Source organism: Salinihabitans flavidus, assembly GCF_900110425.1.
Lineage (GTDB): Bacteria > Pseudomonadota > Alphaproteobacteria > Rhodobacterales > Rhodobacteraceae > Salinihabitans > Salinihabitans flavidus.
Genome location: NZ_FODS01000007.1, coordinates 66,339 through 91,957, shown reverse-complemented (window position 1 = coordinate 91,957; position 25,619 = coordinate 66,339). Strand labels below are relative to the sequence as shown.

The window sequence follows — 25,619 nt, the reverse complement described above, 5'->3', positions numbered from 1 at the left end:
ACAACCGGAGTTGGTCATGAAGTATAGACGTTTTGCGGTCTACTATACGCCCCCCGTGGGGGCGCTCGCGGAGTTTGGCGCGGCCTGGCTCGGCTGGGACATCGCGCGCGGCTGCGCGGTGGATCATCCCGATGTGCCCGGCCTGCCCCGCCCCGTGTCCGAACTGACGGCAACGCCGCGCCGATACGGGTTTCACGGCACGGTGAAGCCGCCCTTCCGGCTTGCGGAGGGCCGGGACGCCGAAGATCTGGCCGGGGCGATGGCCGCACTGTGTGCCCGCCGCCATGCGGTGACGCTCGACGGGCTGGAACTGTCCCGCATCGGCGCGTTTCTCGCGCTCACGCCGCGCGGCGATACCGCCGGGCTCAAGGCGCTCGCGGCCTCCATGGTGCGCGAGCTTGATGCGTTCCGCGCGCCCCTGACGGCGCAGGAAATCGAGAAGAAACGTCACTCCAACCTGACCGCCGCGCAGGAGGAAAACCTGATGACATGGGGCTATCCCTACGTCATGGATCAGTTCCGCTTTCACCTGACGCTGACCGGACGCCTCTCGCGGGCAGAGGGGGACTCGGTCCGCGCCGCCCTTGCGCCGGTGCTGGACCCGATCCGGCCCACGCCGTTCCGGATCACCGATCTGACGCTCGTGGGCGAGGATGAGGACGGGATGTTCCACACGCTTCATCGCTATGCCCTCACGGCGGGGTAGAGCGCGGCCAGCGCCGCCTCTGCCGTTTGGGCCAGCGGGCCATTGTTGACCACCTCGATGACGTCGAGCCCGCCCGGAATCGCATAGCCCGCCCGCGCCAGCCTGCCCGCGATCTCCGCCTCGCTTTCGCGGCCCCGCGCCGCGAGCCGCCGCGCCAGCACCTCCGGCGCGGCGGTCAACGCCAAGACCTTGAGCCCGCGAAACTTTTCCGCCGCCTCCGGCAGAGCGGTCCGCGACAGGTTCACCAGCGCATCGCGCCCGTCGTCCAGCACATCGACCACCCCCGCCGGCACGCCATAGCACAGCCCATGCGCCCGCCAGTGCAGCGCGAACTCCCCCCGGGCGGCACGCGCGGCGAACGCCTCTTCGCTCACGGGGTCGAAGTCCTCTCCGCCCGCATCGGGGGTGCGCGTGATCACCCGCCGCACCAGATGCAGGTCGGGCCGCCGCTCGGCCATCGCGCGCATGACGCTGTCCTTGCCAACACCCGACGGGCCAACCACCGCGATGAGCCGTCCCGCCATCTCAGGCCGCCTTCGGCGTGAAGGCCGACACATCAACCTCCCGGTCACAAACGCGCCCACGCGCCTCGGCGTCGTGGAAAATCCCGACGATCGCCGCGCCGCGCGCCTTCGCCTCTTCGATCAGCCGCAGCACGGTTTCGCGGTTCATCGCGTCAAGGCTCGCCGTCGGCTCATCGAGCAAAAGCGCGGGATAGTCATGGGCAAAGCCGCGCGCGATGTTCACGCGCTGCTGCTCTCCGCCCGAAAACGTCGTGGGCGACAGCGACCAGAGCCGTTCGGGAATGTTGAGCCGCCGCAGGAGTGTCTCGGCCCGCGCGAGCGCCGCCTCGCGCGTCACGCCCAGCGTCAGAAGCGGCTCTGCCACAACCTCGCGCGTCGGCACGCGCGGCAGCACCCGCAGGAACTGGCTGACATAGCCCAGACCCTCGCGCCGGAGCGCCACGATCTCGCGCGGGGCGGCGCGCGCCACATCCACATCCCCCACCTTGATCCGGCCCGATGTCGCAAGGTAGTTGCCGTAGATCATCCGCATCAGCGTCGATTTCCCGGCACCCGACTCACCCGTCAGCGCCACGCATTCCCCGGCGGCGACACTCAGATGCGCGCCCTCCATCACCGGAATCTCCGCGCCACCCTGATTGTGCAGGGTGAACCGCTTGCTGACATTGCTAAGGTCTATCATGGGCAAATCCTCGGTGTGTCAGAGCCAGCCGCGCCGGCGGAAATACAAAAGCGGCCCCAGGGACGAGGCCACCATCAAGAGCAGGGCGAGGGGGTAGCCGAACGTCCAGCCCAGTTCGGGCATATGCTCGAAGTTCATCCCGTAGATCGACGCGATCAGCGTCGGCGGCAGGAAGGCGACCGCCGCGACCGAGAAGATCTTGATGATACCGTTCTGCTCTATGTTGATCAGGCCGAGCGTGGCCTCCAGCAGAAGGGCGGTCTTCTGTTGCAGGAAACCGGCCTGTTCGGTGATCGTGCGGATGTCGCGGGATTGCGTCTTGATCGACGTGCGCAGCGCCCTGTCGGCCTTGCGGGTTTCCATCACCGGGGCGAGGTAGCCCATCAGCCGCTCCATCGTCAGAAGACTTTCGCGCAGGTGCATCACCAGCTCGTCGTTGCGTCCGATCTCGCGCAGCGTTTCGCGGTGGTTCACCCGTTCCTGCGATTCATCACTTTGAAAGATTCGCTGGGATATGATGTCTATCTGCTGGCCTGCCAGTTCGGTGATGTCGGCCAGCCGGTCGATGATCTCCTCGATCAGGCCGACAAGCACCGCCTCCGCGCTGGCGCATCCCACCGAGGAGCGCCCCGCCCGGTCGGGAAAGGTCGAAAACGGGCGCGGGTCATGGTGGCGGATGGTGATCAGCCGCGTCTCTGTCAGGATGAAGGTCACGGGCGCGACCACGGTCTTCTTTCCGTCGCCAAGCGACGGTAGCAGCGCGGTCATTACCGGCATGCCCTGATCCGAGTAGAGCCGTGACGAATGTTCGATCTCTTCCTGGTCGGCGCGACTGGGCAAGGTCACGCCAAGGGTCTGCGACAGCGCGCTGCGCTCTTCCTCGGCGGGGCTTTGCACGTCGATCCAGATCACGTCGTCGCCAGTCGCACCCGCTTCGGCGATCAGCGCGTCGCCCTTTACCCGGTATCCGTTTATCATCGCCGCATCCTCCATGTCCGATGTCCCGTCATGGCGACTATACCTGCAACACCGAGGAAACCAGTAGCTGGGTATAGCCGTGCTGCGGATCGTCCAGAACCTGATCGGTCAGGCCCGCCTCCACCACATGGCCGTCCTTCATCACCATCAGACGGTCGGCCAGAAGCCGCACCACCGCCAGATCGTGCGTCACGATGATGGCCGACAGCCCCATCTCGCGCACCAGCCCGCGCAGCAGATCGAGAAGCCGCGCCTGCACGCTCACGTCGAGCCCGCCTGTCGGCTCGTCCATGAACACCAGTCGCGGCCCCGTCACCAGGTTGCGCGCGATCTGAAGCCGCTGCTGCATCCCGCCGGAAAACGCATCGGGGCGGTCGTCCATCCGGTCGGCCGCGATCTCCACCCGGCCGAGCCAGTCCACCGCCTGCGCGCGGATGTTGCCGTAGTGGCGCGCGCCCACGGCCATCAGCCGCTCACCGACATTGCCACCCGCGCTCACGCCCATCCGAAGCCCGTCGCGGGCATGCTGATGCACGAAGGCCCAGTCGGTGCGCCCGAGCATCCGGCGTTCGGGTTCCGACATGGTCAGCGTGTCGCGCGGCCCATTGGTGCGTGTGTCGAAGAACACTTCTCCGCTGTCGGGGGGCAGGTGCCCCGCGAGGCAATTGAGAAGCGTGGATTTTCCCGAGCCGCTTTCGCCCACGATGCCCATGACCTCACCGGGGTAGAGATCGAAGCTCACGTTTTCACAGCCAATCCGGGTGCCGTAGTATTTCGAGACAGACCTGACATTCAGAAGCGGGGAAATCATGCCGCGCCCTCCTCATAGGGCACGCCCTGCGCGCCCATGTGTCCCGCCGCGCGGCGCGCGCGGCAGTAATCGGTGTCGGAGCAGACGAACATCCGCCCGCCGTCATCGTCCACGATCACCTCGTCAAGGTAGCTTTCCCCGGACCCGCACAGATCGCAGCAGTGATCGGCCTTCGACGGATCGAAAGGATGGTCCTCGAAATCGAGGCTCACCACCCGCGTATAGGGCGGCAGGGCATAGATCCTCTGTTCGCGCCCGGCGCCGAAAAGCTGTATCGCGGGGCAGTTCGACAGCTTCGGGTTGTCGAATTTCGGGATCGGCGACGGGTCCATGACATAGCGGTCTTCCACCTTCACCGGGTAGGCATAGGAGGTCGCGATCGCGCCGTGCTTGCTTATGTCCTCATAGAGTTTCACATGCATCAGCCCGTATTCCTCAAGGCTGTGCATCTTGCGCGTTTCCACTTCCGACGGTTCGAGAAAGCGCAAGGGTTCGGGGATCGGCACCTGATAGACGAGGATCTGCCCCTCGGTCAGCGGGGTTTCGGGGATACGGTGGCGGGTCTGGATGATCGTGGCCTTGCCGGTGTCTTCGGTGGTGGCCACCCCGGCCGTGCGTTCGAAGAACTTGCGGATCGAAACCGCGTTGGTGGTATCGTCCGCGCCCTGGTCGATCACCTTGAAGGTATCGTCGGGCGTCAGCGTCGCGGCCGTGACCTGCACCCCGCCGGTGCCCCAGCCATAGGGCATGGGCATCTCGCGGCTGGCGAAGGGCACCTGATAGCCGGGGATCGCCAGCCCCTTGAGAATGGCGCGGCGGATCATCCGCTTTGTCTGCTCATCCAGATAGGCGAAATTGTAAGCGTTCATTCGGCCGCCTCCTGCGCCTGCCGGCCTGCCGCCGCCTCTTTTCGCAACCGTCGGATCAGTTCCAGTTCGGACTGGAAATCGACGTAGTGCGGCAGCTTGATATGTTCGAGAAACCCGGTCGCCTGAATGTTGTCGGAGTGGTAGAGGACGAACTCCTCGTCCTGCGCGGGCACGCCGGCGTCGTCCTCTCCCAGCTCTTTCCAGCGCAGCGCGCGGTCGACCAGCGCCATCGAGATCGCCTTGCGTTCCGACTGTCCGAAAACAAGGCCATAACCGCGCGTGAACTGCGGCGGCTCGGTCTTCGATCCGGTGAACTGGTTGACGGTCTCGCATTCTGTGAGGGTCATCTCCCCGATCTCGATGGCAAAGCCAAGCTCGGGAATGTCCATCTCCACCGCGACGGTGCCGATCCGAAGCTCCCCCACGAAGGGGTGGTTGCGCCCGTATCCGCGCTGCGTCGAATAGGCCATGCCGAGGATGAACCCCTCGTCGCCACGGCTCAGGGCCTGAAGGCGCAGGGCGCGCGAGGCCGGAAGCTCCAGCGGCTCGCGCGTCAGATCGCGCGGGGTCTCGTCACTCTGGATCTCGTCCTGAATGAGCCCCTCACGGCCCAGAAACCCCGAAATATGCGGTGTCTCTTCGTCTCGCGGTTCCGCCACCGGCGGTTCGGGTGTCTCGCCATCGGCGGCGAGCTTGAAGTCCAGAAGGCGGTGGGTGTAGTCGAACGTCGGCCCCAGAACCTGCCCCCCCGGCGCGTCCTTGAAGGTCGCGGAAATGCGCCGGTCGCAGGTCATCGCGTCGGTGTTCACCGGCTCTGAATGGCCCAGCCGCGGCAGGGTCGTGCGATAGGCGCGGATCAGGAAGATCGCCTCGATCATGTCGCCGCGCGATTGCTTGATCGCCAGCGCGGCAAGGTCGGGATCGTAAAGAGAGCCTTCGGCCATCACCCGGTTGACGGCGAGGGCGAGTTGTTCGCGGATCTGCGCGATGGACAGCTCCGGCACGGTGGGATCGCCGCGCCGTTCTTCCGCGAGCCATGCGTGGGCGTTGTCGATGGCCCGCTCGCCCCCTTTGACGGCAACATACATTAGCTGGCCTCCAGCGTGGTTGTGCGGGGCAGGGCAGCAATCTGCGCCCCTGCCGTGAAGAAGAAATCAAGCCCGAGCGGGAATTGCGCCGCATTGGCCTGAAGCGCGGCGACCTCGGGAAGCGAGAGTGTCGCAGTGTCTTCGATGCCGGGGCCGCGCAGCGTGGCGCCACGGGCGGAAAGCGCCTCCACCTCCACGATCAGCGTGGTGGAGCGGTCGGGATACTCCGGCGTACCAATCGGGTAGTCGGCGAGCGGCAGAAGCGCCGCCCAATCCCCCAGCGCGAACATCGCCTTCGACCGTGCGACAAAGGGCGCGCCGGTGTGAAAGGTGATCCAATCGCGGATTTCGGGCGTGTCATGGCCTTTCGCCAGATGCAGCGGCGTTTCAGGATCGCAAAGTGTCAGGATCAGGGTTCCGGCGGCAACCGACAGCGGCGGCGGGGGTGTCGCGCCCGCGATCTGTTCGATCCGTCCGGGGCAGGCCATGACGCTCATCGCGGCGCGAAAGGCGTGGGCCGCATCCACGGGCGCATCGTCGAAGCCGCCTGAAAGGGTCTCTGCGCGCATCAGTCTTCCCCCCTGACCATTGTGAAGAAATCGACCTTCGTGGCGGCGGCCCGCGCGGCGCGCGCCTGTCGCGCGATCTCGGCCTGTTCGGCCAGTGGCTTGAGCACATGCGCGCGCACCGCCCCGGCCTTCGGTCCTTGCAGGAGCGCATCGCACAACGCCGCACGCTCTGCCTTGCGGGTGCTGCGCCCCTGGACATACCCATGCCCCACCGTCCCGTCGCCGAGACGAAGCGCACAGCGCGTGACCGTCATTTCGCCAAGATTGAACGGCGCGCCGGTGGCCCCGGCACGGCCCCGCACCATCACGCCGCCGATTTCCGGCGTGCGAAGCCATGAGAATTCAGGGCTTTCCCCCAGATCTGTCCAGCAGGCGTCGAGCGCCTCTTCCGGGGCCTTGGCCAGCAGGCCAAGCCAGGATCTTCTGTCCGTGGTTTCATTCATTCAGACACCTTGCCAAGTTGTCTACATCACTATACAACTAGACAAATAATTGACACTTCGGCAGCCAGGCCGCAACCCCAATCGCGTGAAGTTTTCGTGACATGAGCAACTCTCGACCCCCACTGTGGAAATCCATTTCGGAGTGGCTGACCGCCGACATCGTGGCCGGCCACTATGGGCCCGGCGACAAACTTCCGACGGAGGCGGCCCTTTCGGCGCGGTTCGCGGTAAACCGCCACACGGTGCGGCGCGCGCTGTCCGCGATGGCTGATGAGGGGCTTGTGCTGTCTCGGCGTGGCGCCGGGGTCTTCGTCGCGCAGACGCCGACCGAGTACCCCATCGGCGCGCGTGTGCGCTTTCACAAGAATCTGCGCGCGGCCGGACGCATCCCCGACAAACGTATCCTCACGATCGAGACCCGCGCCGCCGACACCAGCGAAGCGGAGGCTCTTTCGCTTGGCGCCGGAGCAAGCGTTCACGTCTATGACGGGCTGTCACTGGCGGACGGGCAGCACATCGCGCTTTTCCGAAGCGTCTTTTCCGCCGACCGCTTTCCCGCGTTTCCCGCCCATCTGCGCGAGACCCAATCCGTGACCGAGGCGCTGATCCGGCAGGGGGTTGCGGACTATACCCGGCTTTGGACACGTCTGACGGCGACCCGCGCCGACGCGGCGCAGGCGCGGCACCTGCGCCTGTCGGAAGGGGACCCGCTTCTGCGTTCGGTTGCGGTGAACACCGACACGGAGGGTGTGCCGGTGGAATACGGCCGCACATGGTTTGCCGGGGATCGCGTTACCCTCACAATCGGCGAGACATAGCCGCAACCTTCTCGATTTTCGGGCAAAAATCGCCGGTTTGTCATTCTGACGACATATGACTCCGGTAAGTTGCATCCAAAAGCAGGTTGAGAGCAGTCTGATGCCCCGTTTCCTACCCCCCACGCGCCTGACAGGCGCCACGATCCTGCGCGATGGCATGATGCAGCGCCGCTCTGTTGCCATCGCGGATGGGCGGATCACCAAGGGGCCCCTGCCGGCAGTGAATTTGTCGGGTTATCTGATCCTGCCGGGCATTGTCGACCTGCATGGCGATGCGTTCGAACGTCATATCGCCCCGCGCCCGAGTGCGCCCTTTCCGATCGAGACGGGATTGCGCGCGACTGACCGCGATGCCGCCGCGCATGGTGTGACAACCGCATGGCTGGCCCAGAGCTGGAGTTGGGAGGGCGGCGCCCGCGCGCCGGAGTATGCCGAAGATCTCCTGCGTGCGCATGCAGCCTATCGGGCGGAGATGCTGACCGATCTGCGGGTGCAAATCCGGTGCGAAACGCACACTGTGAACACCGCTGAGCGGCTGCTGAGCCTCGTCGAGGAGTTCGGAGTGGATTATGTCGTGTTCAACAATCATCTCGGGGAGGCGCTTGCGATGGCGCGCGACGATCCCGACAGGCTTGCCGCCGGCGCGAGCAGAGCGGGACGCAGCCCGCAAGAGCATCTCGCGCAGATTCATGCCGCGCGCGATCAGGCACGCGAGGTGCCGCGCTATCTCTGCCGGCTGGCCGAGGCGTTCGACCGGCGGGGTGTGCTGTATGGGAGCCATGACGATCCGGATGGGAACACCCGCGAGACCTATTCCCTCATCGGGGCCAGAATTTGCGAGTTTCCGACAACCCGGGCGCCTGCCGCGCTGGCGCGGGCGGTGAACGATCCGGTGATCATGGGCGCGCCCAACGTCGTTCGTGGCAACTCGCAAGCGGGCAATATCCGGGCCGTCGATCTGATTCACGACGGTTTGTGCAGCGCTCTGGTGTCGGACTACTACTACCCGTCGCTGGCGCAGGCCGCCTTCCGGCTGGTCGATAGCGGGTTGCTCGATCTGCCGCGCGCCTGGGCGCTGATTTCAGAGACCCCCGCACAAATCCTTCGTCTGGCTGACAGGGGGCGCATCGATATTGGAAAGCGGGCCGATCTGGCCATCGTCAATGAAAAGACCCGCATCGTGGAGGCGACAATCTGCAACGGGCGGATCACGCATCTGGCCGGCGAGGCGGCGCATCGCTTCCTGAGCGGGGAGACAGATCTTCATCTCGCGGCAGAGTGACGGCCTATCCGCCGTGTTTTTCCAGAAACGCCTCGACAGTCAACTCCCGGAAATCCGCCAGCGCCTTCCGGAGCCGTGCGTGATCCCAATCCCACCATACCAGCGCGATCAGCCTGTCGGCCAGTTTCCGCGGCAGTCGCGCCCGTAGCGGGCGCGCGGGCACACCGGCGACGATGGTATAGGGCGGCACATCCGCCGTGACCACAGCCCCGGCGGCCACCACCGCGCCATCGCCCACTGTCACCTCCGGCTTGATCTGCGCGTTGTGGCCGATCCATGTGTCATGCCCGATGAACACCCGGCGGGACCGGCGATGCTCGAAAAATGCGGCGTCATCCTCCGCGTCCTCCCAGTAGGAGGCGGAGCGGTAGATGAAATGATGCAGGCTGGCGCGATCCAGTGGATGATCGGTGGCCCCGATCCGCACGAAAGAGGCGATATTGGCGAATTTCCCGACCCTGGCATTGGCGATGTCGGCATAGCGGTCGCAATAGGAGTAGTCCCCGAAGGTGGCGTATTGCACCCGGCTGCCGCGCCCGACTTCGCAATAGGCGCCAAACCTGCTTTCAGTGATCTCACAATCACGGTGGATGACCGGGGCGTGTGGGGTCAATCGGGGCATTGCGAATTCAGTTTCTCATGTTGTGGGTGCCGTTCGCGTCAGCTTCGCGAACGGGAGGATCTTCAATGTCCGCTGTCGTCCGCCTTGATCAGCCTGCGCCGCAGCCAGCCCGAAAGGCTGTCCATCGCCATCACCATCAGAATGATCAGGATGATGTAGTAGCTTACTTCTTCCCAATCCTTTTGAGTGATCATCGCCTGCGTCAGCAAGAGCCCGATGCCGCCGCCGGTGATCGCGCCGATGATGGTCGCGCTGCGGGTGTTGGATTCCAGATAGTAGAGGATCTGGCTGAGCAGGACCGGGGTGATCTGCGGGATCACGCCAAAGCGATAGCGTTGCATGGGTTTGGCGCCAGTGGATTGCACGCCTTCGATCTGCTTGTGATCGACATTCTCCAGCGCCTCGGAGAAGAGCTTGCCGAAGGTGCCCGTATCGGTCAGCAGAATGGCGAGACTGCCGGTCAGCGGGCCGGGGCCGAAGGCGCGCGACAGCACGATGGTCCAGATCAGCGCATCCACGCCGCGCACGAAATCGAACACGCGCCGCACGGCAAAGCGCAGGGGCGCAAGGCGGCTGAAATTACGCGCTGCGACAAAGGCCAGCGGCAGTGCGATGATGGCGGCGCCCATGGTGCCCAGAAACGCCATCAGGATCGTCTCGAATATGGCCCAGATCACATCCTTGTGCCGCCACATCTTGTTGGTCCAGACATCCTGCACCATCGCTACCAGATTGCTCTTGCCCTCCACCAACCGATCACCCGAGAGCGCCAGCCCGGCAAGCTCACCGATTGATTTCCCATAGAACGGGCTGTCGAGCGTGAACCAGAAAAGCTCCCAGCCGAAATGATACCGCATCACCTCGGTCCGCGCTTTCGTCAGGGTGACGCGACCGGCCTCGGAGGTGATGTCGACACGGTTGGAGGACACGCTGATCCAGTCGGGAGGTGTGGCCGTCGGTAGCGATAGCGCCACCCCCTCACGGCGGCTGACCTCGACTTCGATCAGACCATAGCCCGGCACGTCGTATGACAGCCGATCTCCTTCGATCAGGACCTCGTGACCAGGCGTGAGCGCAACACGCACCGTGTCCTCGCCCTGCGGCGTAACCCAGTCCGGGGTCATGCCTTCGGGATAGGTGCCCTTGTTCTCTCCCTCGATGGCGACGGTGATTCCGCCCACGCGGTTGTCGCGGGTGACATGGGTCTTGTAGCTGTAGCTGTCGGCGATGAGGATGCGGGCATTGTCCATGCGGGCGCGTTCCATCAGGCCGGGGACATCGAAAGCAAAGAAGATATAGGTGAAATAGGCCACGATGATCACGGGCACGGAGAGGGCCATGATCCTCTTGCGGCGAAAGAGCCCGTCGGCCTGCGTGTGCTGGGGGGCGGCATCGGTCAGCATGCTCATGGCTCAACCCTCTCCGATCATCTTGTTGCGGTAATGGCTCGAAAGCTGGTCGAAGAACACGATCGCGCCGAAAAGAAGAAGGAAGATCGCCGCCACCTCGTCATAGCGGCCCTGACCCCAGCTGAAGGCGTTTTTGAGGTCGTAGCCGATCCCGCCAGAGCCGACGAAACCGAGGATGGCGGACGCGCGGATATTGATCTCGAACCGCAGAAGCGCGTAGCTCAGGTAATTGGGCGCGACCTGCGGGATCACACCCAGCCACATGCGCTGCCCCCATGTGGCGCCGGTCGAGTGCAGCCCCTCAACGGGTTTGAGGCTGGCGTTCTCGTTGACTTCCGAGAAGAGCTTGCCCAGGGCACCGACGGTATGCAGAGCGATGGCGATCATCGCGGGCACCGGACCACCGCCAAGGATGAAGATCAGGATCAGGGCGATCACGATCTCGGGGATCGCGCGCATGATGTCCATCAGTCGGCGAAACAGCGGGATAAGCCGCGGCCAGCGCGCAAGCCCGCGTGTGGACAGAAGGGAAATGACAATCGCCAGCATCGCCCCCAGAAGCGTGGCGGCGGCGGCAATGTTGATGGTCTCGATCAGCGATGGAAGGAATTTCCACATGAGTGCGGGCAGCAGGTTGATCTTTTCCCCCGCCTCGCGCAACACCTCGCCGGGAAACTGAAAGATGTTGAGAATTCCATCCCAGAACCCGCCCGCATTGCGATCATCCGCGATCATGAAGCCCGAGGTCATGAGCGCGATGAAGATCACGAGCATGATCCCGCCATACATGCGCTTGCGGCGGGTCATTTCCATATAGGCGTCCTGCACCCGGCCTGCGGTCAGGTCTGCCCCTGTCGTGGCGCTCTGATCTGTCATCGTGAGTCCCCCGGTATTGAAAGGCCGGGCCCGCACAAGGGGCCCGGCGCTGGTCAACCTGAAAAGGTTTACATCTTGGACTTGCGTGCCTCGACGATCGACACATAGGCGTCATGGCTGATCGGCTGGAAACCCAGGGCCTCACCCGCCATGAAATTATAGGCGCAATCAGGGTCCATATACGGCAGCGACGCGGTCAGCGTGGTGATGTCGATCTTGACGCGCTCGGGCAGGTCCTTGCGCAGCACGATCGGACCTTCGGGGATGGGCTTGGATTTCCAGATTTCGACCATCTGGTTCATATCCACGAGACCGGCATCGGAGGCTTTGCGCAATGCGCCGGAGTTGTATCCGTCTTCCCAGGCGCCCATGCCGTCGGCCCATGTCACACCGGCGTCGACATCGCCGTTGGCGACCGCGACGATGGTCTGCTCGTGACCGCCGACGAATTTCACTTCGCCGAAATAGTCACCCGATTCCATGCTGGCGCCGACGGCTTGCGGAATCTCGATCGAGGGAATCAGGTACCCGCTGGTCGAATTCGGATCGCCGAAGGCAAAGACCTTGCCTTCCATGTCGTCGAGCGAGGCGATGCCGCTGTCCTTGCGGGCGAAGCCCACCGAGTAGTAACCGTAGGAACCGTCCACATTGGTCTTCACCATGATCGGCTCTACAGCGTCGGGATCTGTCAGCCAGGCTTTGGCATAGGCGGATGCTCCGAGCCAGGCCATGTCGATGCTTCCACCGAGAAGGCCCTGGATCACGCCGTCATAGTCGGCGGGGGTGAACAGCTTGACCGGCACACCCAGAAGCTCTTCGGCCTTGGCGCGGTAGCATTCGTTCGAGGTCATGCGGTCCTGGGCGTTTTCGCCGCCAAGGATGCCGATACGGAACTCGTCGATCGTGTCCTGTGCCAGCGCGGGGCTGACGAGGGCAGTCGTGGTGACGATGGCAGCTAGGATATTTTTCATGGAACTCTCCGTTTGAAGTGAACCCCGCCGCAATCGTGCAACGGGGGCGGTTGAAAGTGGAAATCAGACGGCGGCCTCGGCCTCGCGCACGGCGCGGGTGAGGCCACGATCAAGCGTTTCGATGCTGGTCGAGGTGCTATCCTCGGAAAACGAGGCGTCGGCGCCATAGATGTCACGCGCGACCCCGGTGGTCAGTTGCTCGGGCGTGCCGTCGAACACCACGCGCCCCTCGCGCATGCCGATCACCCGGTCGCAATAGCGCCGCGCGGTATCCAGCGTGTGCAGATTGGCGATGACGGTGCGCCCGTCCTCTTCGTGAATGCGGCGCAGATCCTGCATCACGAGCTGTGCGTTCATCGGGTCGAGGCTGGCAATCGGTTCATCGGCCAGCACGATCTTTGGGTCCTGCATGAGGGCCCGAGCAATGGCGACGCGCTGCTGTTGGCCGCCCGAAAGCGCCTCGGCGCGCTTGGGCGCATGATCCGCGATGCCCAGCCGGTCGAGGATCGCGATGGCACGGTGAATATCCGCGCTGGGATAGATGTTGAACATCGTGGCCAGCGTCGAACGGCGGTTGAGCGTGCCATGCAGGACGTTGGAGACCACGTCCATGCGCGGTACGAGATTGAACTGCTGAAAGATCATCGCGCATTCCGATTGCCATGCGCGTTTGTCCGGCCCGCGAAGCGCGGTGATCTCGCGCCCCTCGAAATGAATCACGCCGCTTGTCGCATCCGTCAGACGGTTGATCATTCGCAGCAGCGTGGATTTTCCCGCACCGGACCGCCCGATCACGCCGATCATGCGAGACTCTTCGACTTGTATATTGACCGCGTCGACGGCTGTGTTCGGCCCGAAAGCCTTTGTCAGTTTCTCGATATGCAGCATAAATATCACCCGTTTGTTGAACTCCGGGCTAGGGCAGCTGTGCGACGAACAGGTTGCGGTTCGGTGAAACTTTTTTGACAGTCCGGCGCGGAACGTGCAGCAATGCGCCTGCGAAATGGCCGGTTTGTGGAATTGACCATTGAGCTTGCCCGCCGGATCGGGGAAGAGAGTGATCCAGAACGATACACTTGCGCGGGGACGTTGGCAGCCTTGGCCCGGAGTCGCCGGGAGGCCCGCCTGTTGCGGCTGCCCAGCGTTCCGCCCCGGGAACAGACCTTTCGGAGAGCCGAGCCGATGCTTCAGAATGTCCACCACTACCGCCCCGACCGTTTCACGCGTCTGCGTGACATGCTCACCTCGAAAGAGCCGCGTTTCCTGATGGAAGCACACGACGGTCTGTCCGCCAAGATCGCACAAGAGGCGGGCTTCGAAGGGCTCTGGGCGTCCGGCCTGTCGATTTCCGCCGCGCTTGGTGTTCGCGACAACAATGAGCTGAGCTGGACGCAGGTTCTCGCGCAGCTTGAATACATGAACGACGCGGTGGATCTGCCGATCCTTGTGGATGGCGATACCGGCTATGGCAATTTCAACAACTTCCGTCGCTTCGTGGCCAAGCTTTGTGAGCGTGGTATCGCCGGGGTCTGTATAGAGGACAAGCTTTTCCCGAAGACAAACTCCTTCCTCGAAGGCAGCCAGACCCTCGCGTCGGTTGAGGAATTCTGCGGCAAGATCAAGGCCGGCAAGGATATCCAGAGCCACCCCGATTTCTCTATCGTCGCCCGGATAGAGGCGTTGATTTCAGGCGCGGGGATGGAAGAGGCATTGATGCGTGCCGCCGCCTATGCCGATGCCGGGGCCGATGCGCTGGTGATCCATTCCAAGAAGGCCGACCCGGACGAGATCCTGGAATTCCTCGACAAGTGGGATCACCGGGTGCCGGTGATCCTGATCCCGACGAAGTACTACCGCACGCCCACGAAAACGCTCACCGATGCGGGCGGCTCGCTCGTCATCTGGGCCAATCACAACATGCGTGCGGCGATGCAGGCCATGCGCGAAACCTGTGCCACGATCATGCGCGATCAGTCCCTTGTCGCGGTGGAGGCAGAGGTTGCGCCGCTGGCGGATGTCTTCGCGCTGGCCGGAAACGAGGAACTGGAACGCGCCGAGGCGCAGTATCTTGCGGCCCAGCCGGACACGAGCGCGATCATCCTCGCCGCCAGCCGTGGCACCGAGCTGGCGGAACTGACGCGAGATCGTCCGAAATGCATGCTCAACGTGCGCGGCGCGACCATCCTCGACCGGCAACTGTCCGCGTTGACCCAGAACCGGGTGGAGGATGTTGCCGTGATCGTCGGCTATCGTCACGAAGCGGTTGAGACAGGCGATGCGCGCAAGCTTGTCAACGACGCCTATGAGACCACCGGAGAGGTCGCCTCTCTGGCGTTGGCGCGCGATATGCTGACGCGGCCCGCGATCATCTCATATGGCGATATCCTGTTTCAGCCCTTCTTTGTCGATCTGCTGAGGGGGGCGACTGGCGATTTCACCCTTCTGGTCGATCCCGAAGGCGACCGTCCGGATGAAACCGGCACGCGGAAACCGCAGGATCTGGTGAAATGCTCTGCGCCCTTCTCCGGTCTTGGCGGGGCGCAGCGTCCTGCCCTGATGGAGATTGCGGACGGTCTTGTCGGGGCGGATGGAAAATGGGTCGGCCTCATGGGGTGTTCGGCGCGCGGCGCACGCAAGCTGGCCGAGGAAATCGCCTCATTGGAGGAGGGCGGCCTCCTCGCCACCGCGGATCTTCCCATGTTGCTGACCCGCCTGATGGCACGGGGCGAGGTGGTGGACGTGATCTATGTCACCGGCAATTGGGTCAATGTGAACGATCTGGCCGATCTTTCCGAAGCCCGCAACGCGATGTAATGCCCATGATCGACGCAGACGCCTTCATCGACGGCACCGCCCAGATCGGGATCAATTTTTTCTCCGGTGTGCCCTGTTCCTTCCTGACGCCGCTTCTCAACTCGGTGATCTCGCGGCCCGGCACTGCCTATTGTGGCGCGACTAGTGAGGGCGAGGCCATGGCCATCGCCGCAGGCGCATGGCTCGCGGGCCGGGAAACCGCCGTGATGTGCCAGAACTCCGGTCTGGGCAACACGATCAATCCAGTCACTTCGCTCAATTACTCCTTTCGCATTCCCACCCTGATGATCGTCACCTGGCGCGGCCAGCCCGGCATCGGGGATGAGCCGCAGCACGAGTTGATGGGCGAAATCACGCAGGACATGCTCGGCCTGTGCCGCGTGAACAATGCCCCCTTTCCGACCGCGCCCGATCAGATTGCCCCGACGCTGCATGCCGCACGGGCGCATATGGATGCCGAAGAGCTTCCTTATGCGCTGGTGCTGCCCAAGGGCGGGGTGGCCAAGTCGCCCCTCACCCAGACCCCGGTGGACCGGCGCGCACGCCCCGTCATCACGGGGGACTTCACCAGTGCCACGCCCCCGCGTCGCATCGACGCGATGGAGCGGATCAAGGCCGCGTTGCCCGACGCCGGGTTCATCGCGACCACAGGCTTTTGCGGGCGCGAGCTTTATGCGCTTTCGGATGATCCGGGCAATCTTTACGTCGTGGGGTCTATGGGCGGCGCCAGCGCGATGGGTCTTGGTGCCGCGCTCAATACCCGCAAGCAAATTGTCGTGCTTGATGGAGACGGGGCGGCGCTGATGAAGCTGGGCAATCTGGCCACCATCGGGGGCGAGGCACCGGAGAACCTGACCCACATCCTGCTCGACAACGGGCTGCACGAAAGCACGGGCGGACAGCAGACCGTTTCGCCCAATGTCGATTTCGCGGAGATTGCCCGCGCCTGTGGCTATCGTGCGGTGGCGCGGGCCGATAGGCTTGCCGATCTCGACGCTTCGCTTTCGGTTCTGATGGCGCAGCCCGGTCCCCGTCTGCTGCATCTGCGGGTCAGCCCGTCGCAGGTCGAGGGGCTGCCGCGCCCCACTGTCGGCCCGCCTGAAGTCGCCCGCCGTTTCCGCACCTTTCTGAGCATGACATGACCCAAGACACCCCTTACCTTCTGACGCCCGGTCCGCTGACCACGTCTTTGAGAGTGAAACGCGCTATGCTGCGCGACTGGGGGTCGCGCGATCCCGACTTCGAGGCGCTGACGGCCGACGTCTGTGCCCGGCTGAAGGTGATTGCCGGGGCTGGGGACGGCTATGCCTGCGTGCCGATTCAGGGCTCGGGCACCTTCGCGGTCGAGGCGATGCTCGTGACGCTTGTTCCGCGCAAAGGGCATGTCCTAGTGCTGTCCAATGGCGCCTATGGCCGCCGCATTGCCGAAATCGCAACGCGCGTGGGCGTGCAGGTCTCGACACTGGAAAATGCCGATGACACGCCCAACGACGTGGCCGCCCTGCGTAAAAGGCTGGCCGAGGATGACAGTATTACCCATGTCGCGGCGGTGCACTGTGAGACTACCTCGGGCCTGCTCAACCCGGTTGAGGAGATCGCCGCCATATGCTGCGAGACCGGGCGGGCGCTGCTGCTGGATTCCATGTCAGGGTTCGGCGCATTGCCTCTGGACGCGGAGGGGCAGGGCATCACCGCCATTGCGGCCTCTGCCAACAAATGCCTTCAGGGGGTGCCGGGCGTGGGCTATGTCATCGTGGATCGGGGTGCGCTTCAGGCTGCGCAGGGCAATGCGCCCACTCTCGTGCTCGACCTCGAAGCGCAGCAGCGGCAGTTCGAAAAGGACGGTCAGTGGCGCTTTACTCCGCCCACGCATGTGATGGCCGCACTCTCCGAGGCGCTGATGGAACTGGAAGAAGAAGGCGGCCCTGCGGCACGGCTCGCCCGCTATCGTGCAAACTACGACCTGTTGTCGCAGGGGATGGCCGATCTGGGTTTCAGGCCGGCGCTTGATCCGGCGGTGCAGGCTCCGATCATCGTATCATTTCATGAGCCGCAGGCGGCGTGGTTCGACTTTGCCGAGTTCTATGAACGCCTCAAGGCACAGGGGTTTGCGATCTACGCTGGCAAGATGCGGGCCCAAGATACGTTCCGCATTGGTGTGATTGGCGCAATTGATCCGGGTATCATCGGTATGTTTCTGGATGTTACGCGAAATGTGATCGAGAAAATGCAAGAGAATGGCTGATTTTGCGCTCATCATGCGCGGAATGCAGCTTTTGTGGCCACTGCGCCCATGGACAACAGGTATGATATGGGTAGTTTAGGGAAAAATCATGCAGTACAGGTCTCGAACAAGCGGTGCTGCCAATAGAGTCCCGGACAAAAAACGGGGCAAGGAACGGAGTGGGGACATGACTCGGACGCAATCTAGTTTTTCGGCTTTTGCCGAGCGCCGATTCCGTTTGAGTGGGAAGTCGCTGATCGAGAACGGTCATCCCTATTTCGTTCCCACAGACACTCTTGAGGATTCAAGCGACAGTTGGCCCCAAGGATACCTGTCCCTCGCGCATTACGACTACCTCGGTCTGGCCCATCACCCGAGATTGGTGGAGGCCGCCAAGGCCGCGATCGACCGCCACGGCACCGGTGTTGGCGCCTCGCGGCTGGTGGGGGGGGAGCGCACCGGGCATCGTGCGCTCGAGGATGATCTTGCACGTTTTCTGGGTGTCGGCGGGGTTCTTTCGGTGATCTCGGGGTATCTCACGAATGTCTCGCTGATCAACCACCTGCTGGGGCCGAAGGATCTGGTTCTGGCCGATGAACTGGCGCACAATTCGATCGTCATTGGCGGCAAGAGCGGTCGGTTCGATTGGCGAACGTTCGAGCACAACAATCTCGATGATCTCGAACGCATCCTCGACGAGGTGCGCGGCACCCACAACCGCGTGCTGATCGTGACCGAGGGACTGTTTTCGATGGACGGGGATATTTCCGACCTTCCCCGCCTTCTGAAGATCAAGGAGAAGCATGATGCCTGGCTATTGCTGGACGAGGCGCATTCCTATGGCGTTCTTGGCACGACCGGGCGCGGATTATGCGAACATTTCGGCATCGACCCGAACCGGATCGAACTGACCGTCGGAACCCTGTCGAAAAGCTTCGCCTCCTCGGGCGGGTTCATCTGCGCCAATGCGGAGGTGATTGAGTGGTTGCGTTTCACGCTGTCGGGCTTCGTCTATTCCGTGGGCCTTTCGCCTGCCACCGTGGCAAGCTCGCACGCCGCGCTTGAAGTTCTTGCATCCGAGCCGGACCGGGTGACACGACTGCGTGCCAACTCCAGAAAATTTCTCAGGGGTGCGCGTGCCCGCGGGCTCAATACCGGCTCTGCGATCGGAGAGGCGGTGATCCCGATCCTCTTCGACACGCCCGAACAATGCGTTTATGTGGCAGAAGCTTTGATGCAATCAGGGATATATGCCCCGCCCATCTTCCATGTGGGTGTCCCCAAGGATTTGCCACGCATCCGTTTCTTCCTTTCGGCCAACCATACGGAGGCCGACATTGAGCGTGTGCTGGACAAGGTATCCGAATCCGTCGCAGCGACCCAGATTCCCGAAAGGATCGGCGCCGAGTGATGCCCGCCCTGTTCCGAGTTCACACCCTGCTGTTGCAGATCTGCACGGTGGTTATCGCGCTGTGGCTGCTTCCGGCCCCGGCATCGGCCGCACCGGGTCTCAAGCTCGTGTCGCATACCATGAGCGCAACCCTGCCAAAGGTGCAACCGGACTGGCCCGTTCCACGCGACGGCCATCAGGTGTTCTACATTCAGAGGTCCATGAACTCCAATACGGTCGTCTATGCCGCACGCTTTGACGAGTCCGGTCACTTTGATCGCAACACGCCCGTTCATGGCTATTGGCGCCGCTACAATACCGACGGTGTGGCCAAGTCGCTGAAGTTCATCGAGAAACAATTCGCCTATGGTGTGTCGTCCCGGGTCAATCCCGATGGTGAAACCTACGCCGTGACGTTCAAGGCGATCCCGCATCTTTCCGTTACCCTTCGTTCCCCGGCCCCCAATCGCGCATCGTTGTGGGCGCAGGTGGGTGACACCGACCTGCAACTGACCTATGCCTACCTCGATCTTGACGAAAGCGGGCTGATACCGAAGGTGACGCGCCTGCGTCTCTTTGGCACCGATCCCGCGACCGGTCGGGCCCACACACTCATATTTTCAGTATCCGGTGGAGCGATCCGCGAATGACTACGCAGAAAACCAAACTTATCCGAACCGCAATCGTCGGTGTCGGCAACTGTGCCAGTTCCCTGATTCAGGGCGTTTCCTACTGTCGCAAGATGGGCGATGATGCCATCGGCGTCAGTTTTCCCGATCTTGGGGGCTATACCCCCGCCGATGTTGATCTGGTGGCCGGCTTTGATGTCGATTCCCGAAAGGCCGGAAAGACGTTGGGAGAGGCGGCGCTCGCGGCGCCCAACTGCACCGAGATATTTCATGACGATCTGGGCGATCAAACGGCTATCGTGGGGCGCGGTCCCGACCTCGACGGCGTGTCAGCCTTCATGCTGAACCAGCCCGAGGACCGCAGCTTTCGCACCTCGCCCCTTCCGGCGATGAGCAAGCGGGAAATTGTGGACAGCCTTCGCGCCGCCGGAGCTGAGGTAGTGATGATCTTCCTGCCCGTCGGATCTCAGAAGGCGGTGGAATTTTATGTCGAATGTGCGCTTGAGGCGGGCTGCGCAGTGGTCAACGGCATCCCGGTCTTCATCGCCTCCAACACGGTCTGGGCACAGAAGTTCCGCGAAGCGGGCCTTCCGATTCTCGGCGATGACTTCAAGGCGCAGTTTGGCGCCACCATAGTGCACCGCACATTGACCACGCTGGCACAGATGCGTGGTGTCAAGATCGATCGCACCTATCAACTCAATATCGGTGGCAACACCGACTTCCTGAACATGCGCGACCATGATCGCCTTGCCACGAAGCGTGAATCGAAGACCGAAGCGGTGCAGTCGGTGATGGAAAACCGGCTGGAGAATGGCGACATTCGCATCGGGCCGTCCGACTACGTGCCTTGGCTCAACGACCGCAAGGTGGCCTATGTCCGGCTTGAAGGCCGGCTTTTCGGAGGCGCGCGCACCAATATCGAACTGCGCCTCGACGTGGAGGACAGCCCCAACGCCGCCGCGGAAGCGCTGGCTGCGATACGATGCGCGCGCATTGCCCTTGACCGGGGACTGGCCGGACCGATCAACGCCGCCAATTCCTTTCTCTTCAAACACCCGCCTGAGCAATGCGAGGATACGGATGCCCACGAGCGGCTGATGAGTTTCGCCGCAGGCGCAGAGGCCGCCGGCTGATGCCACGGCGTCCGGCCTTTGTCACTGGCGGGTCCAGCGGCATTGGCCTCGCCGTGGCCGGCCTACTTGCCGATGAAGGGCGTGATCTTGCGCTTTTTGCCCGCGATCCCGTACGTCTGGAAGACGCAAGGGCCGCGATCCTTGAGCGGAAACCGGACATCCGGGTGGAGATCTTTCCTGTTGATGTCAGGGAACGCGACATGTTCTGTGCCGCGGTGGCGCGCGGGATCGAGACGCTCGGAACGCCCGAGATCGCCATAGCATCCGCCGGGCTGGCCACGCCCGGGCTTTTCACCGAACAGCCGGTGGAATTGCACGAGGACCACATGGCGATCAATTATTTCGGTAGTCTGTTCTTCGCCCATGCCCTGACCGGACCGATGCGCGACGCGGGCGGGGGGAAGATTGCATTCATCTCCTCCGGTGCGGCCTTCTTCGGCATTTATGGGTATTCCGCCTATGCGCCCTCGAAATTCGCGGTGCGCGGTCTGGCCGAGGTGCTGCATATTGAACTCAAGCAGCATGGAATCGGTGTCACGCTCTGTTATCCACCGGACACCGATACCCCACAGCTTGCGCAGGAGATGCACACCAAGCCCGCCGCGACACGGAAAATTACCGAAGGCGGCGGTCTGTGGAGCGCCGAAGCGGTCGCGCGCGACCTCTTGCGCGGCATGAACAAGGGACGCTTTATCGTGGCGCCCGGAATGCAGATGAAGGTGCTTCATCACCTGACCAGCGTCATTCATCCGGGGCTGCGTGCCTTTCAGAACCGGGTTCTGCGGAAAACGGACCGTTCGTCTTGATCGGGCTGACGGTCTGGCACCTGACGCTGGCTGCGGGCGCGCTATTCCTGGTGGGCTACGTCGTGCTTGGCTTGCTGCTTGCCATTCCGTCCACCCGTGCGCTCGGCAACGATCTTTTGCGCACATTCATAACGGCGACGTTCATCGCGGCGCTGATCTTCGTGGCATTCAATGCGGGCGGTCCGGTGCTGGCAGGACTGCTGATCGCGATGGCGGCGCGCATAGGTTATGAGGCGACGCATGTGCGCCTTGGTATGGCCGCCGCGCGCGCTGTGGCGATCCTGACCGCACTGGCCACCGCCGCTTTGCTCTGGACCGCGCCGCCGCTTGCGCCCGTGGCCCTGGCCGGACTCTGGGTTTTGACAACCGCACGGCTTGTCTTCACCCCCGGCCCACGCGAAGGACGCATCTGGGCCATCGCGGACCTGCTCGCCTTTCCGATTCTGCCCCTGCTGATCTTTGTTCAGGCCGCGCAGGCGCCAGCCACGTCCGCGCTGATGCTGGCAACCTACATCATGGTCGAGAGTTTCGACAGCTACGCTCTGGCATGGGGCAGGCTCATCGGCCGCACCCCGGCCTTTCCCCGCCTCAGCCCCCGCAAGACGATAGAGGGTCTGGTGGGCGGGGCCTTCATGCTTGTACTCACGGTGCTTGCGGTGTCCTGTTTCATTGACGTTCCCCCGCGTGAGGCGCTTGTCGGCGGGATCATTGTCGGCGTTTTTACTGTTGCGGGAGATCTCGGGGCCTCGCGGCTGAAACGCAATGCTGGGGTGAAGGATTTTCCCGTTGTCATGGCCCGGCAGGGCGGTGTGCTCGATACCGTCGATTCGTGGGTCGCCGCGGGGGCCGGGCTGACCGTTCTGCTTGCCGTGCTTCAGCTTTCCGCATGAGGCGACGCTTGCCCTTCACCGCAACCTTGCCCACAATCGCCGCGATGTTCCGATCCGCCCGATCCCCATGAGACCCCTAGGCCCAGTCTTCCGAATCCTCAGCCGACCGGCCCTGCTCCGTCTTCTGGCGATCTTGGTCATGGTCGAGGCGGTCTTCATCGCCGAAAGCTTCACCACCCTGATGGAGCAGGCGCTCCGCTATGACGGCAACGCTTTCGACGTGCTACGCCTGCTGGGCTTTCGCGCGCCGGAAATCCTCGATATCGCGCTGGCGCTCGGACTGCTCATTGCGCTCCACTTCACGGTCTCCGACGCACGGAGACGGGGAGAGTTGATCATCCTTGCCACCGCCGGGGTCCGCTGGACACAGGTGATCTGGTTTGCCTTGACGCTTGGTGCGTGCGGCACCGCCCTCAGCCTGCTGACCGCCGGCCATGTGGTGCCAGCGGCGCGATACGGGGAACGTATCGCCGTTGCAGAGCTTCAGGCCCGTCATGTCGTTGATCAGATTCTGCGCCCCGGTCCGCGCAGCACGATCCAGACATTCGGAGGCACCACATTCATCGCCACCGACCCCCTGACCGACGGGCAGGAACGCGGACAGCTTTTCGTCTTCACCCCGAGATCGGGTGGTCCGTGGCGCGCGAGCCTGTCGCAGGACTGGACCATCACCGGCCCGGACGAAGACGGGGCGCATGACATTCGTCTCAGCACCTTTCGCGCCTATGAGGCCAATCCCGAACAGGCCAGCCCGATCAATGTGATCAGCGCCAGAAACGCGGCGTTTTCTTTCCGGCTGGACGATCTGGTCCCCGAACCCGACCGACGGCTGGAGCCGGGGGAAACGCCGATACGACTGCGTGCGATCGCCCCGGACGACCGCCGCCGCGCCGGTGAAATGCTGGCCCGCGCTGTTCTGGTTCCCGCCGCCGCCCTCTGGGCGCTGGTGGCGGTGGTGGCGGGCGGTGGTGGCCCCGGCCGTATTGTGGCGCTACCGCTGGCAGCGGCGTTGGTGCTGGGCTATGACGTGGCGGGCCGCGCATTGGTGGGAGAGGCCGCAACCCTTCTGCCGGCCTTGCCGGTGGTTCTGCTTTGTGTGCTCGCCTATATCCTGCCGCCCCTGACTTGGCTTCTTGCGCGCGGCGAGGCGATCATGACACCGCCAAGGGGATCGTGATGCGTGCGCTGACCGGCATTGCCATGCGATCGATCATGCTCGCCCATCTGCGGGCGATCGGCTTTGTTGTATTCCTGCTTCTGGCCATAGCCTTTTCCATCGACCTGTCGGAAAATCTGACCGGGCTACAGGACAAGGCCGCTGAAACGGGCCAGCCCCTCTGGCGCATCCTGTTTCCCTATCTCGGCTATCGCGGGGTCGACATTCTGACCCGGCTTCTGCCGATGGCGTGTCTCGCCGGAGCCTTCGCGGCAGAGCTTTTGCGGTTTCAGCGGCTCGAACCCGTGATTCTCGCGGCGGCCGGGGCCACACCGGCGCTGGCGCTCAGTGCGCTACTGGTCGTGGGTGTCATCACCGGCACGGTACAGGCCGCGCTTGAGGGCTGGCTGCGTCCTGCTGCGGTCTTTGCGCAGGTCGATCTTGGCGTGGGCAGCTATGCACGGCGCTTTGAGCGCAAGGAGAAAGACAGTCGCTGGTTTGTCGCGGACGATCGCGCCTTGCGGGCCACGGTGCAGCCTGGACAGCCCCCGACCCTGCGTGATGTTGTCCTCTTCGAGGGCATACGCCGGGCTGCGCTGTCCAGCCTGATCGTGGCCGAAAGCGCGCGGCCCGGCGCCGATCCGCAAAGCTGGGTGCTCAAAGAGGCCCGCCGCTGGGAAGCGGGACCAAACGGCAACTTGCGCCCGGAACCGCCGCAGTCTCTGACCATCCGTTTCCCACTCACCTCCGTCCATCTGACCTATCTCGATGTGGGCGGTTTCTACATCCCGCAGGAAGCGTTGCGCCGTATAACCGCGGTCGAGTCCGACCCACGCTTTGCCGACCGGCAGACCGCCCTCGTCCGGCGCTATGCGGCCTTTTTCCTGCCAGGGGTCTTTGCCCTTCTGGGGGCAAGTCTTGCGCAAACAGGAACCACCGCCCGCAGGTTCAATCCGCTTCGGTTGGTGGCGCTGGCGGTGACGGGCTATATCTCGGTGGTGCTGATCAAGATCTTCTGGTCACTTGGCGAGTTTGGGGCCATCGCGCCGCTCTGGGCTAGCCTCGCCTCGCTTCTGATCGCGGGAACGCTTGCCGCCATTCTTCAGATCAGACAGCTTTGAGGCGCCGGCTGAGCAGATCGACCAGCCGTCCGCGCGCCTCTGGCGGAGGGCGGTTGCCGAGCGCCGTGGCCAGCTTCTTCTCGAGGAAATAGCCCGTCACGCCAAGCGCTTCGACGATCTCGGCATCCGTCGCCGGCCCTGCGCCGCGCAGACAGGGCGGCAGTGGTAGAAGGCGGTCGGCCCAGTCTCCCGCCCCGGCCGCCGATACCGCCCGGCCGGACTTCGGCGAGACATGGATGAGCCCCTCGCGTGCCCCGGTCACCGCGCAGCACGACAGGTCGAGGCCGAATCCGAGTTCTTCCAGAAGCACCAGCTCCCATTGAAGGTAGGCCAGTGGCCAGACATCCTCCTGCCCCAGAAGATCGAGAAGCGACACCGTGCGCGCATAGAGCACGGGATGGGTCTCGCGCTCGGGCAGGCAAAAGATCAGAAGCGAAGTGACCGCGTTCAATCCGGCCAACGCCATTCGTTCGGAGAGTGCTGCGTTGCGGCTGCGTAGCGGCTCCGCCGTGAACGCACCGATGTGCGACTCGAGCCGGGCCCGCCACGTGAGATCAAGTTGCGTTCCCGGCTGAAGTGACGGGGCCATTCGGCGCGATGCGCCACCGCGCACGACACCAGCATGACGTCCGTGCGCAGCGGTGAACACTTCGAGGATCACCGCGTTCTCGCCATGTGCCCTTCGCTGCAGGCATATCCCTTCGTCCCGCCATTCCATTGCGCCACTATCGATTGCCTCGCCGCCCCCCGCAAGCCCGGATCGGAACGTTGCCATAGCGTGCGCCTTGCGGCGCGACTCATGTAT

At 63.6% G+C, this 25,619-nt stretch carries 27 protein-coding genes; 13 read left to right on the top strand and 14 right to left on the bottom strand.

What is annotated here, in order from left to right; all coding sequences use genetic code 11:
* Positions 1-16 precede the first annotated feature (16 nt).
* The gene (locus tag BMW66_RS08085) at positions 17-706 is read left to right on the top strand and encodes a DUF1045 domain-containing protein (protein WP_093117281.1); all 690 of its coding nucleotides are present in this window, start codon (positions 17-19) and stop codon (positions 704-706) included.
* Here the strand turns inward: BMW66_RS08085 and phnN are convergent.
* From phnN to phnG, 8 genes are read right to left on the bottom strand one after another with little or no spacing between them, the layout of a single operon-like run.
* Positions 685-1,230: a phosphonate metabolism protein/1,5-bisphosphokinase (PRPP-forming) PhnN gene (gene phnN, locus BMW66_RS08080; RefSeq protein WP_093117279.1), complete on the bottom strand. Its 546-nt coding sequence runs from the start codon at positions 1,228-1,230 to the stop codon at positions 685-687. The two genes, BMW66_RS08085 and phnN, sit on opposite strands and share 22 nt — an antisense overlap.
* Position 1,231: 1 nt before the next feature.
* Positions 1,232-1,912, bottom strand: a complete 681-nt coding sequence (gene phnL / locus BMW66_RS08075; protein ID WP_093117277.1) for a phosphonate C-P lyase system protein PhnL — start codon at positions 1,910-1,912, stop codon at positions 1,232-1,234.
* Positions 1,913-1,930: 18 nt separating this feature from the next.
* A complete protein-coding gene (locus BMW66_RS08070; RefSeq protein ID WP_093117397.1) occupies positions 1,931-2,890 on the bottom strand; it encodes a magnesium transporter CorA family protein in 960 nt (319 codons plus the stop codon).
* Between the two features lie 37 nt (positions 2,891-2,927).
* Entirely contained in the window at positions 2,928-3,698 is a 771-nt protein-coding gene (phnK, locus tag BMW66_RS08065; RefSeq protein WP_093117395.1) for a phosphonate C-P lyase system protein PhnK, read from the bottom strand.
* Positions 3,698-4,570 carry an alpha-D-ribose 1-methylphosphonate 5-phosphate C-P-lyase PhnJ gene (locus BMW66_RS08060; RefSeq protein ID WP_093117275.1) on the bottom strand — a complete coding sequence of 291 codons (873 nt, stop codon included), beginning with the start codon at positions 4,568-4,570 and terminating at the stop codon, positions 3,698-3,700. The genes phnK and BMW66_RS08060 overlap by 1 nt, the downstream gene beginning before the upstream one ends.
* A complete protein-coding gene (locus BMW66_RS08055) occupies positions 4,567-5,658 on the bottom strand; it encodes a carbon-phosphorus lyase complex subunit (RefSeq protein ID WP_093117273.1) in 1,092 nt (363 codons plus the stop codon). Before BMW66_RS08055 ends, BMW66_RS08060 begins: the two co-directional genes overlap by 4 nt.
* Positions 5,658-6,227 (bottom strand): phosphonate C-P lyase system protein PhnH, encoded by a 570-nt coding sequence (gene phnH / locus BMW66_RS08050; RefSeq protein WP_093117271.1) that lies wholly within the window; start codon positions 6,225-6,227, stop codon positions 5,658-5,660. The genes BMW66_RS08055 and phnH overlap by 1 nt, the downstream gene beginning before the upstream one ends.
* Positions 6,227-6,670, bottom strand: a complete 444-nt coding sequence (phnG, locus tag BMW66_RS08045) for a phosphonate C-P lyase system protein PhnG (protein ID WP_093117269.1) — start codon at positions 6,668-6,670, stop codon at positions 6,227-6,229. Before phnG ends, phnH begins: the two co-directional genes overlap by 1 nt.
* A 101-nt stretch (positions 6,671-6,771) precedes the next feature.
* On the opposite strand from phnG, the gene phnF reads away from it, so the two are divergent.
* Both phnF and BMW66_RS08035 read left to right on the top strand, forming a co-directional pair.
* The gene (gene phnF / locus BMW66_RS08040; protein WP_093117267.1) at positions 6,772-7,488 is read left to right on the top strand and encodes a phosphonate metabolism transcriptional regulator PhnF; all 717 of its coding nucleotides are present in this window, start codon (positions 6,772-6,774) and stop codon (positions 7,486-7,488) included.
* Between the two features lie 100 nt (positions 7,489-7,588).
* A complete protein-coding gene (locus BMW66_RS08035; protein ID WP_093117265.1) occupies positions 7,589-8,770 on the top strand; it encodes an alpha-D-ribose 1-methylphosphonate 5-triphosphate diphosphatase in 1,182 nt (393 codons plus the stop codon).
* A gap of 4 nt (positions 8,771-8,774) precedes the next feature.
* Here the strand turns inward: BMW66_RS08035 and BMW66_RS08030 are convergent, their stop codons facing one another.
* The 5 genes from BMW66_RS08030 to phnC form a co-directional block, all read right to left on the bottom strand.
* Complete coding sequence (locus BMW66_RS08030) at positions 8,775-9,392, bottom strand: DapH/DapD/GlmU-related protein (RefSeq protein WP_093117263.1); 618 nt, start codon at positions 9,390-9,392, stop codon at positions 8,775-8,777.
* Between the two features lie 62 nt (positions 9,393-9,454).
* Positions 9,455-10,801: a phosphonate ABC transporter, permease protein PhnE gene (phnE, locus tag BMW66_RS08025; RefSeq protein ID WP_093117261.1), complete on the bottom strand. Its 1,347-nt coding sequence runs from the start codon at positions 10,799-10,801 to the stop codon at positions 9,455-9,457.
* A 3-nt stretch (positions 10,802-10,804) separates the two neighbouring features.
* The gene (gene phnE, locus BMW66_RS08020) at positions 10,805-11,677 is read right to left on the bottom strand and encodes a phosphonate ABC transporter, permease protein PhnE (RefSeq protein ID WP_093117259.1); all 873 of its coding nucleotides are present in this window, start codon (positions 11,675-11,677) and stop codon (positions 10,805-10,807) included.
* A 68-nt stretch (positions 11,678-11,745) separates the two neighbouring features.
* The gene (gene phnD, locus BMW66_RS08015) at positions 11,746-12,648 is read right to left on the bottom strand and encodes a phosphonate ABC transporter substrate-binding protein (RefSeq protein ID WP_093117257.1); all 903 of its coding nucleotides are present in this window, start codon (positions 12,646-12,648) and stop codon (positions 11,746-11,748) included.
* Between the two features lie 63 nt (positions 12,649-12,711).
* Positions 12,712-13,536, bottom strand: a complete 825-nt coding sequence (gene phnC / locus BMW66_RS08010; protein ID WP_093117255.1) for a phosphonate ABC transporter ATP-binding protein — start codon at positions 13,534-13,536, stop codon at positions 12,712-12,714.
* A 294-nt stretch (positions 13,537-13,830) separates the two neighbouring features.
* Between phnC and aepX the strand changes: the two genes are divergently transcribed.
* The 10 genes from aepX (at position 13,831) to BMW66_RS07960 (ending at position 24,814) form a co-directional block, all read left to right on the top strand.
* Positions 13,831-15,462, top strand: a complete 1,632-nt coding sequence (gene aepX, locus BMW66_RS08005; protein ID WP_175483193.1) for a phosphoenolpyruvate mutase — start codon at positions 13,831-13,833, stop codon at positions 15,460-15,462.
* 5 nt (positions 15,463-15,467) lie between these two features.
* Positions 15,468-16,604, top strand: a complete 1,137-nt coding sequence (gene aepY / locus BMW66_RS08000; protein WP_093117393.1) for a phosphonopyruvate decarboxylase — start codon at positions 15,468-15,470, stop codon at positions 16,602-16,604.
* Positions 16,601-17,707, top strand: coding sequence for a 2-aminoethylphosphonate--pyruvate transaminase (locus BMW66_RS07995; RefSeq protein WP_093117251.1), 1,107 nt, complete (start codon positions 16,601-16,603; stop codon positions 17,705-17,707). The genes aepY and BMW66_RS07995 overlap by 4 nt, the downstream gene beginning before the upstream one ends.
* Positions 17,708-17,924: 217 nt before the next feature.
* Positions 17,925-19,097, top strand: a complete 1,173-nt coding sequence (locus BMW66_RS07990) for an aminotransferase class I/II-fold pyridoxal phosphate-dependent enzyme (RefSeq protein WP_217639295.1) — start codon at positions 17,925-17,927, stop codon at positions 19,095-19,097.
* A complete protein-coding gene (locus BMW66_RS07985) occupies positions 19,097-19,726 on the top strand; it encodes a DUF4833 domain-containing protein (RefSeq protein WP_093117247.1) in 630 nt (209 codons plus the stop codon). The genes BMW66_RS07990 and BMW66_RS07985 overlap by 1 nt, the downstream gene beginning before the upstream one ends.
* Complete coding sequence (locus BMW66_RS07980) at positions 19,723-20,841, top strand: inositol-3-phosphate synthase (RefSeq protein ID WP_093117245.1); 1,119 nt, start codon at positions 19,723-19,725, stop codon at positions 20,839-20,841. Before BMW66_RS07985 ends, BMW66_RS07980 begins: the two co-directional genes overlap by 4 nt.
* Entirely contained in the window at positions 20,841-21,647 is an 807-nt protein-coding gene (locus BMW66_RS07975) for an SDR family oxidoreductase (protein ID WP_175483192.1), read from the top strand. The genes BMW66_RS07980 and BMW66_RS07975 overlap by 1 nt, the downstream gene beginning before the upstream one ends.
* Positions 21,644-22,537, top strand: coding sequence for a phosphatidate cytidylyltransferase (locus BMW66_RS07970; RefSeq protein ID WP_175483191.1), 894 nt, complete (start codon positions 21,644-21,646; stop codon positions 22,535-22,537). The genes BMW66_RS07975 and BMW66_RS07970 overlap by 4 nt, the downstream gene beginning before the upstream one ends.
* 67 nt (positions 22,538-22,604) lie before the next feature.
* On the top strand, positions 22,605-23,714 hold the full coding sequence (locus BMW66_RS07965) for an LptF/LptG family permease (protein ID WP_139196136.1): 1,110 nt from the start codon (positions 22,605-22,607) through the stop codon (positions 23,712-23,714).
* On the top strand, positions 23,714-24,814 hold the full coding sequence (locus tag BMW66_RS07960; protein WP_093117237.1) for an LptF/LptG family permease: 1,101 nt from the start codon (positions 23,714-23,716) through the stop codon (positions 24,812-24,814). Before BMW66_RS07965 ends, BMW66_RS07960 begins: the two co-directional genes overlap by 1 nt.
* On the opposite strand, the gene recO is transcribed toward BMW66_RS07960, so the two are convergent.
* The gene (gene recO / locus BMW66_RS07955; RefSeq protein ID WP_093117390.1) at positions 24,801-25,532 is read right to left on the bottom strand and encodes a DNA repair protein RecO; all 732 of its coding nucleotides are present in this window, start codon (positions 25,530-25,532) and stop codon (positions 24,801-24,803) included. The two genes, BMW66_RS07960 and recO, sit on opposite strands and share 14 nt — an antisense overlap.
* Positions 25,533-25,619: the final 87 nt, after the last annotated feature.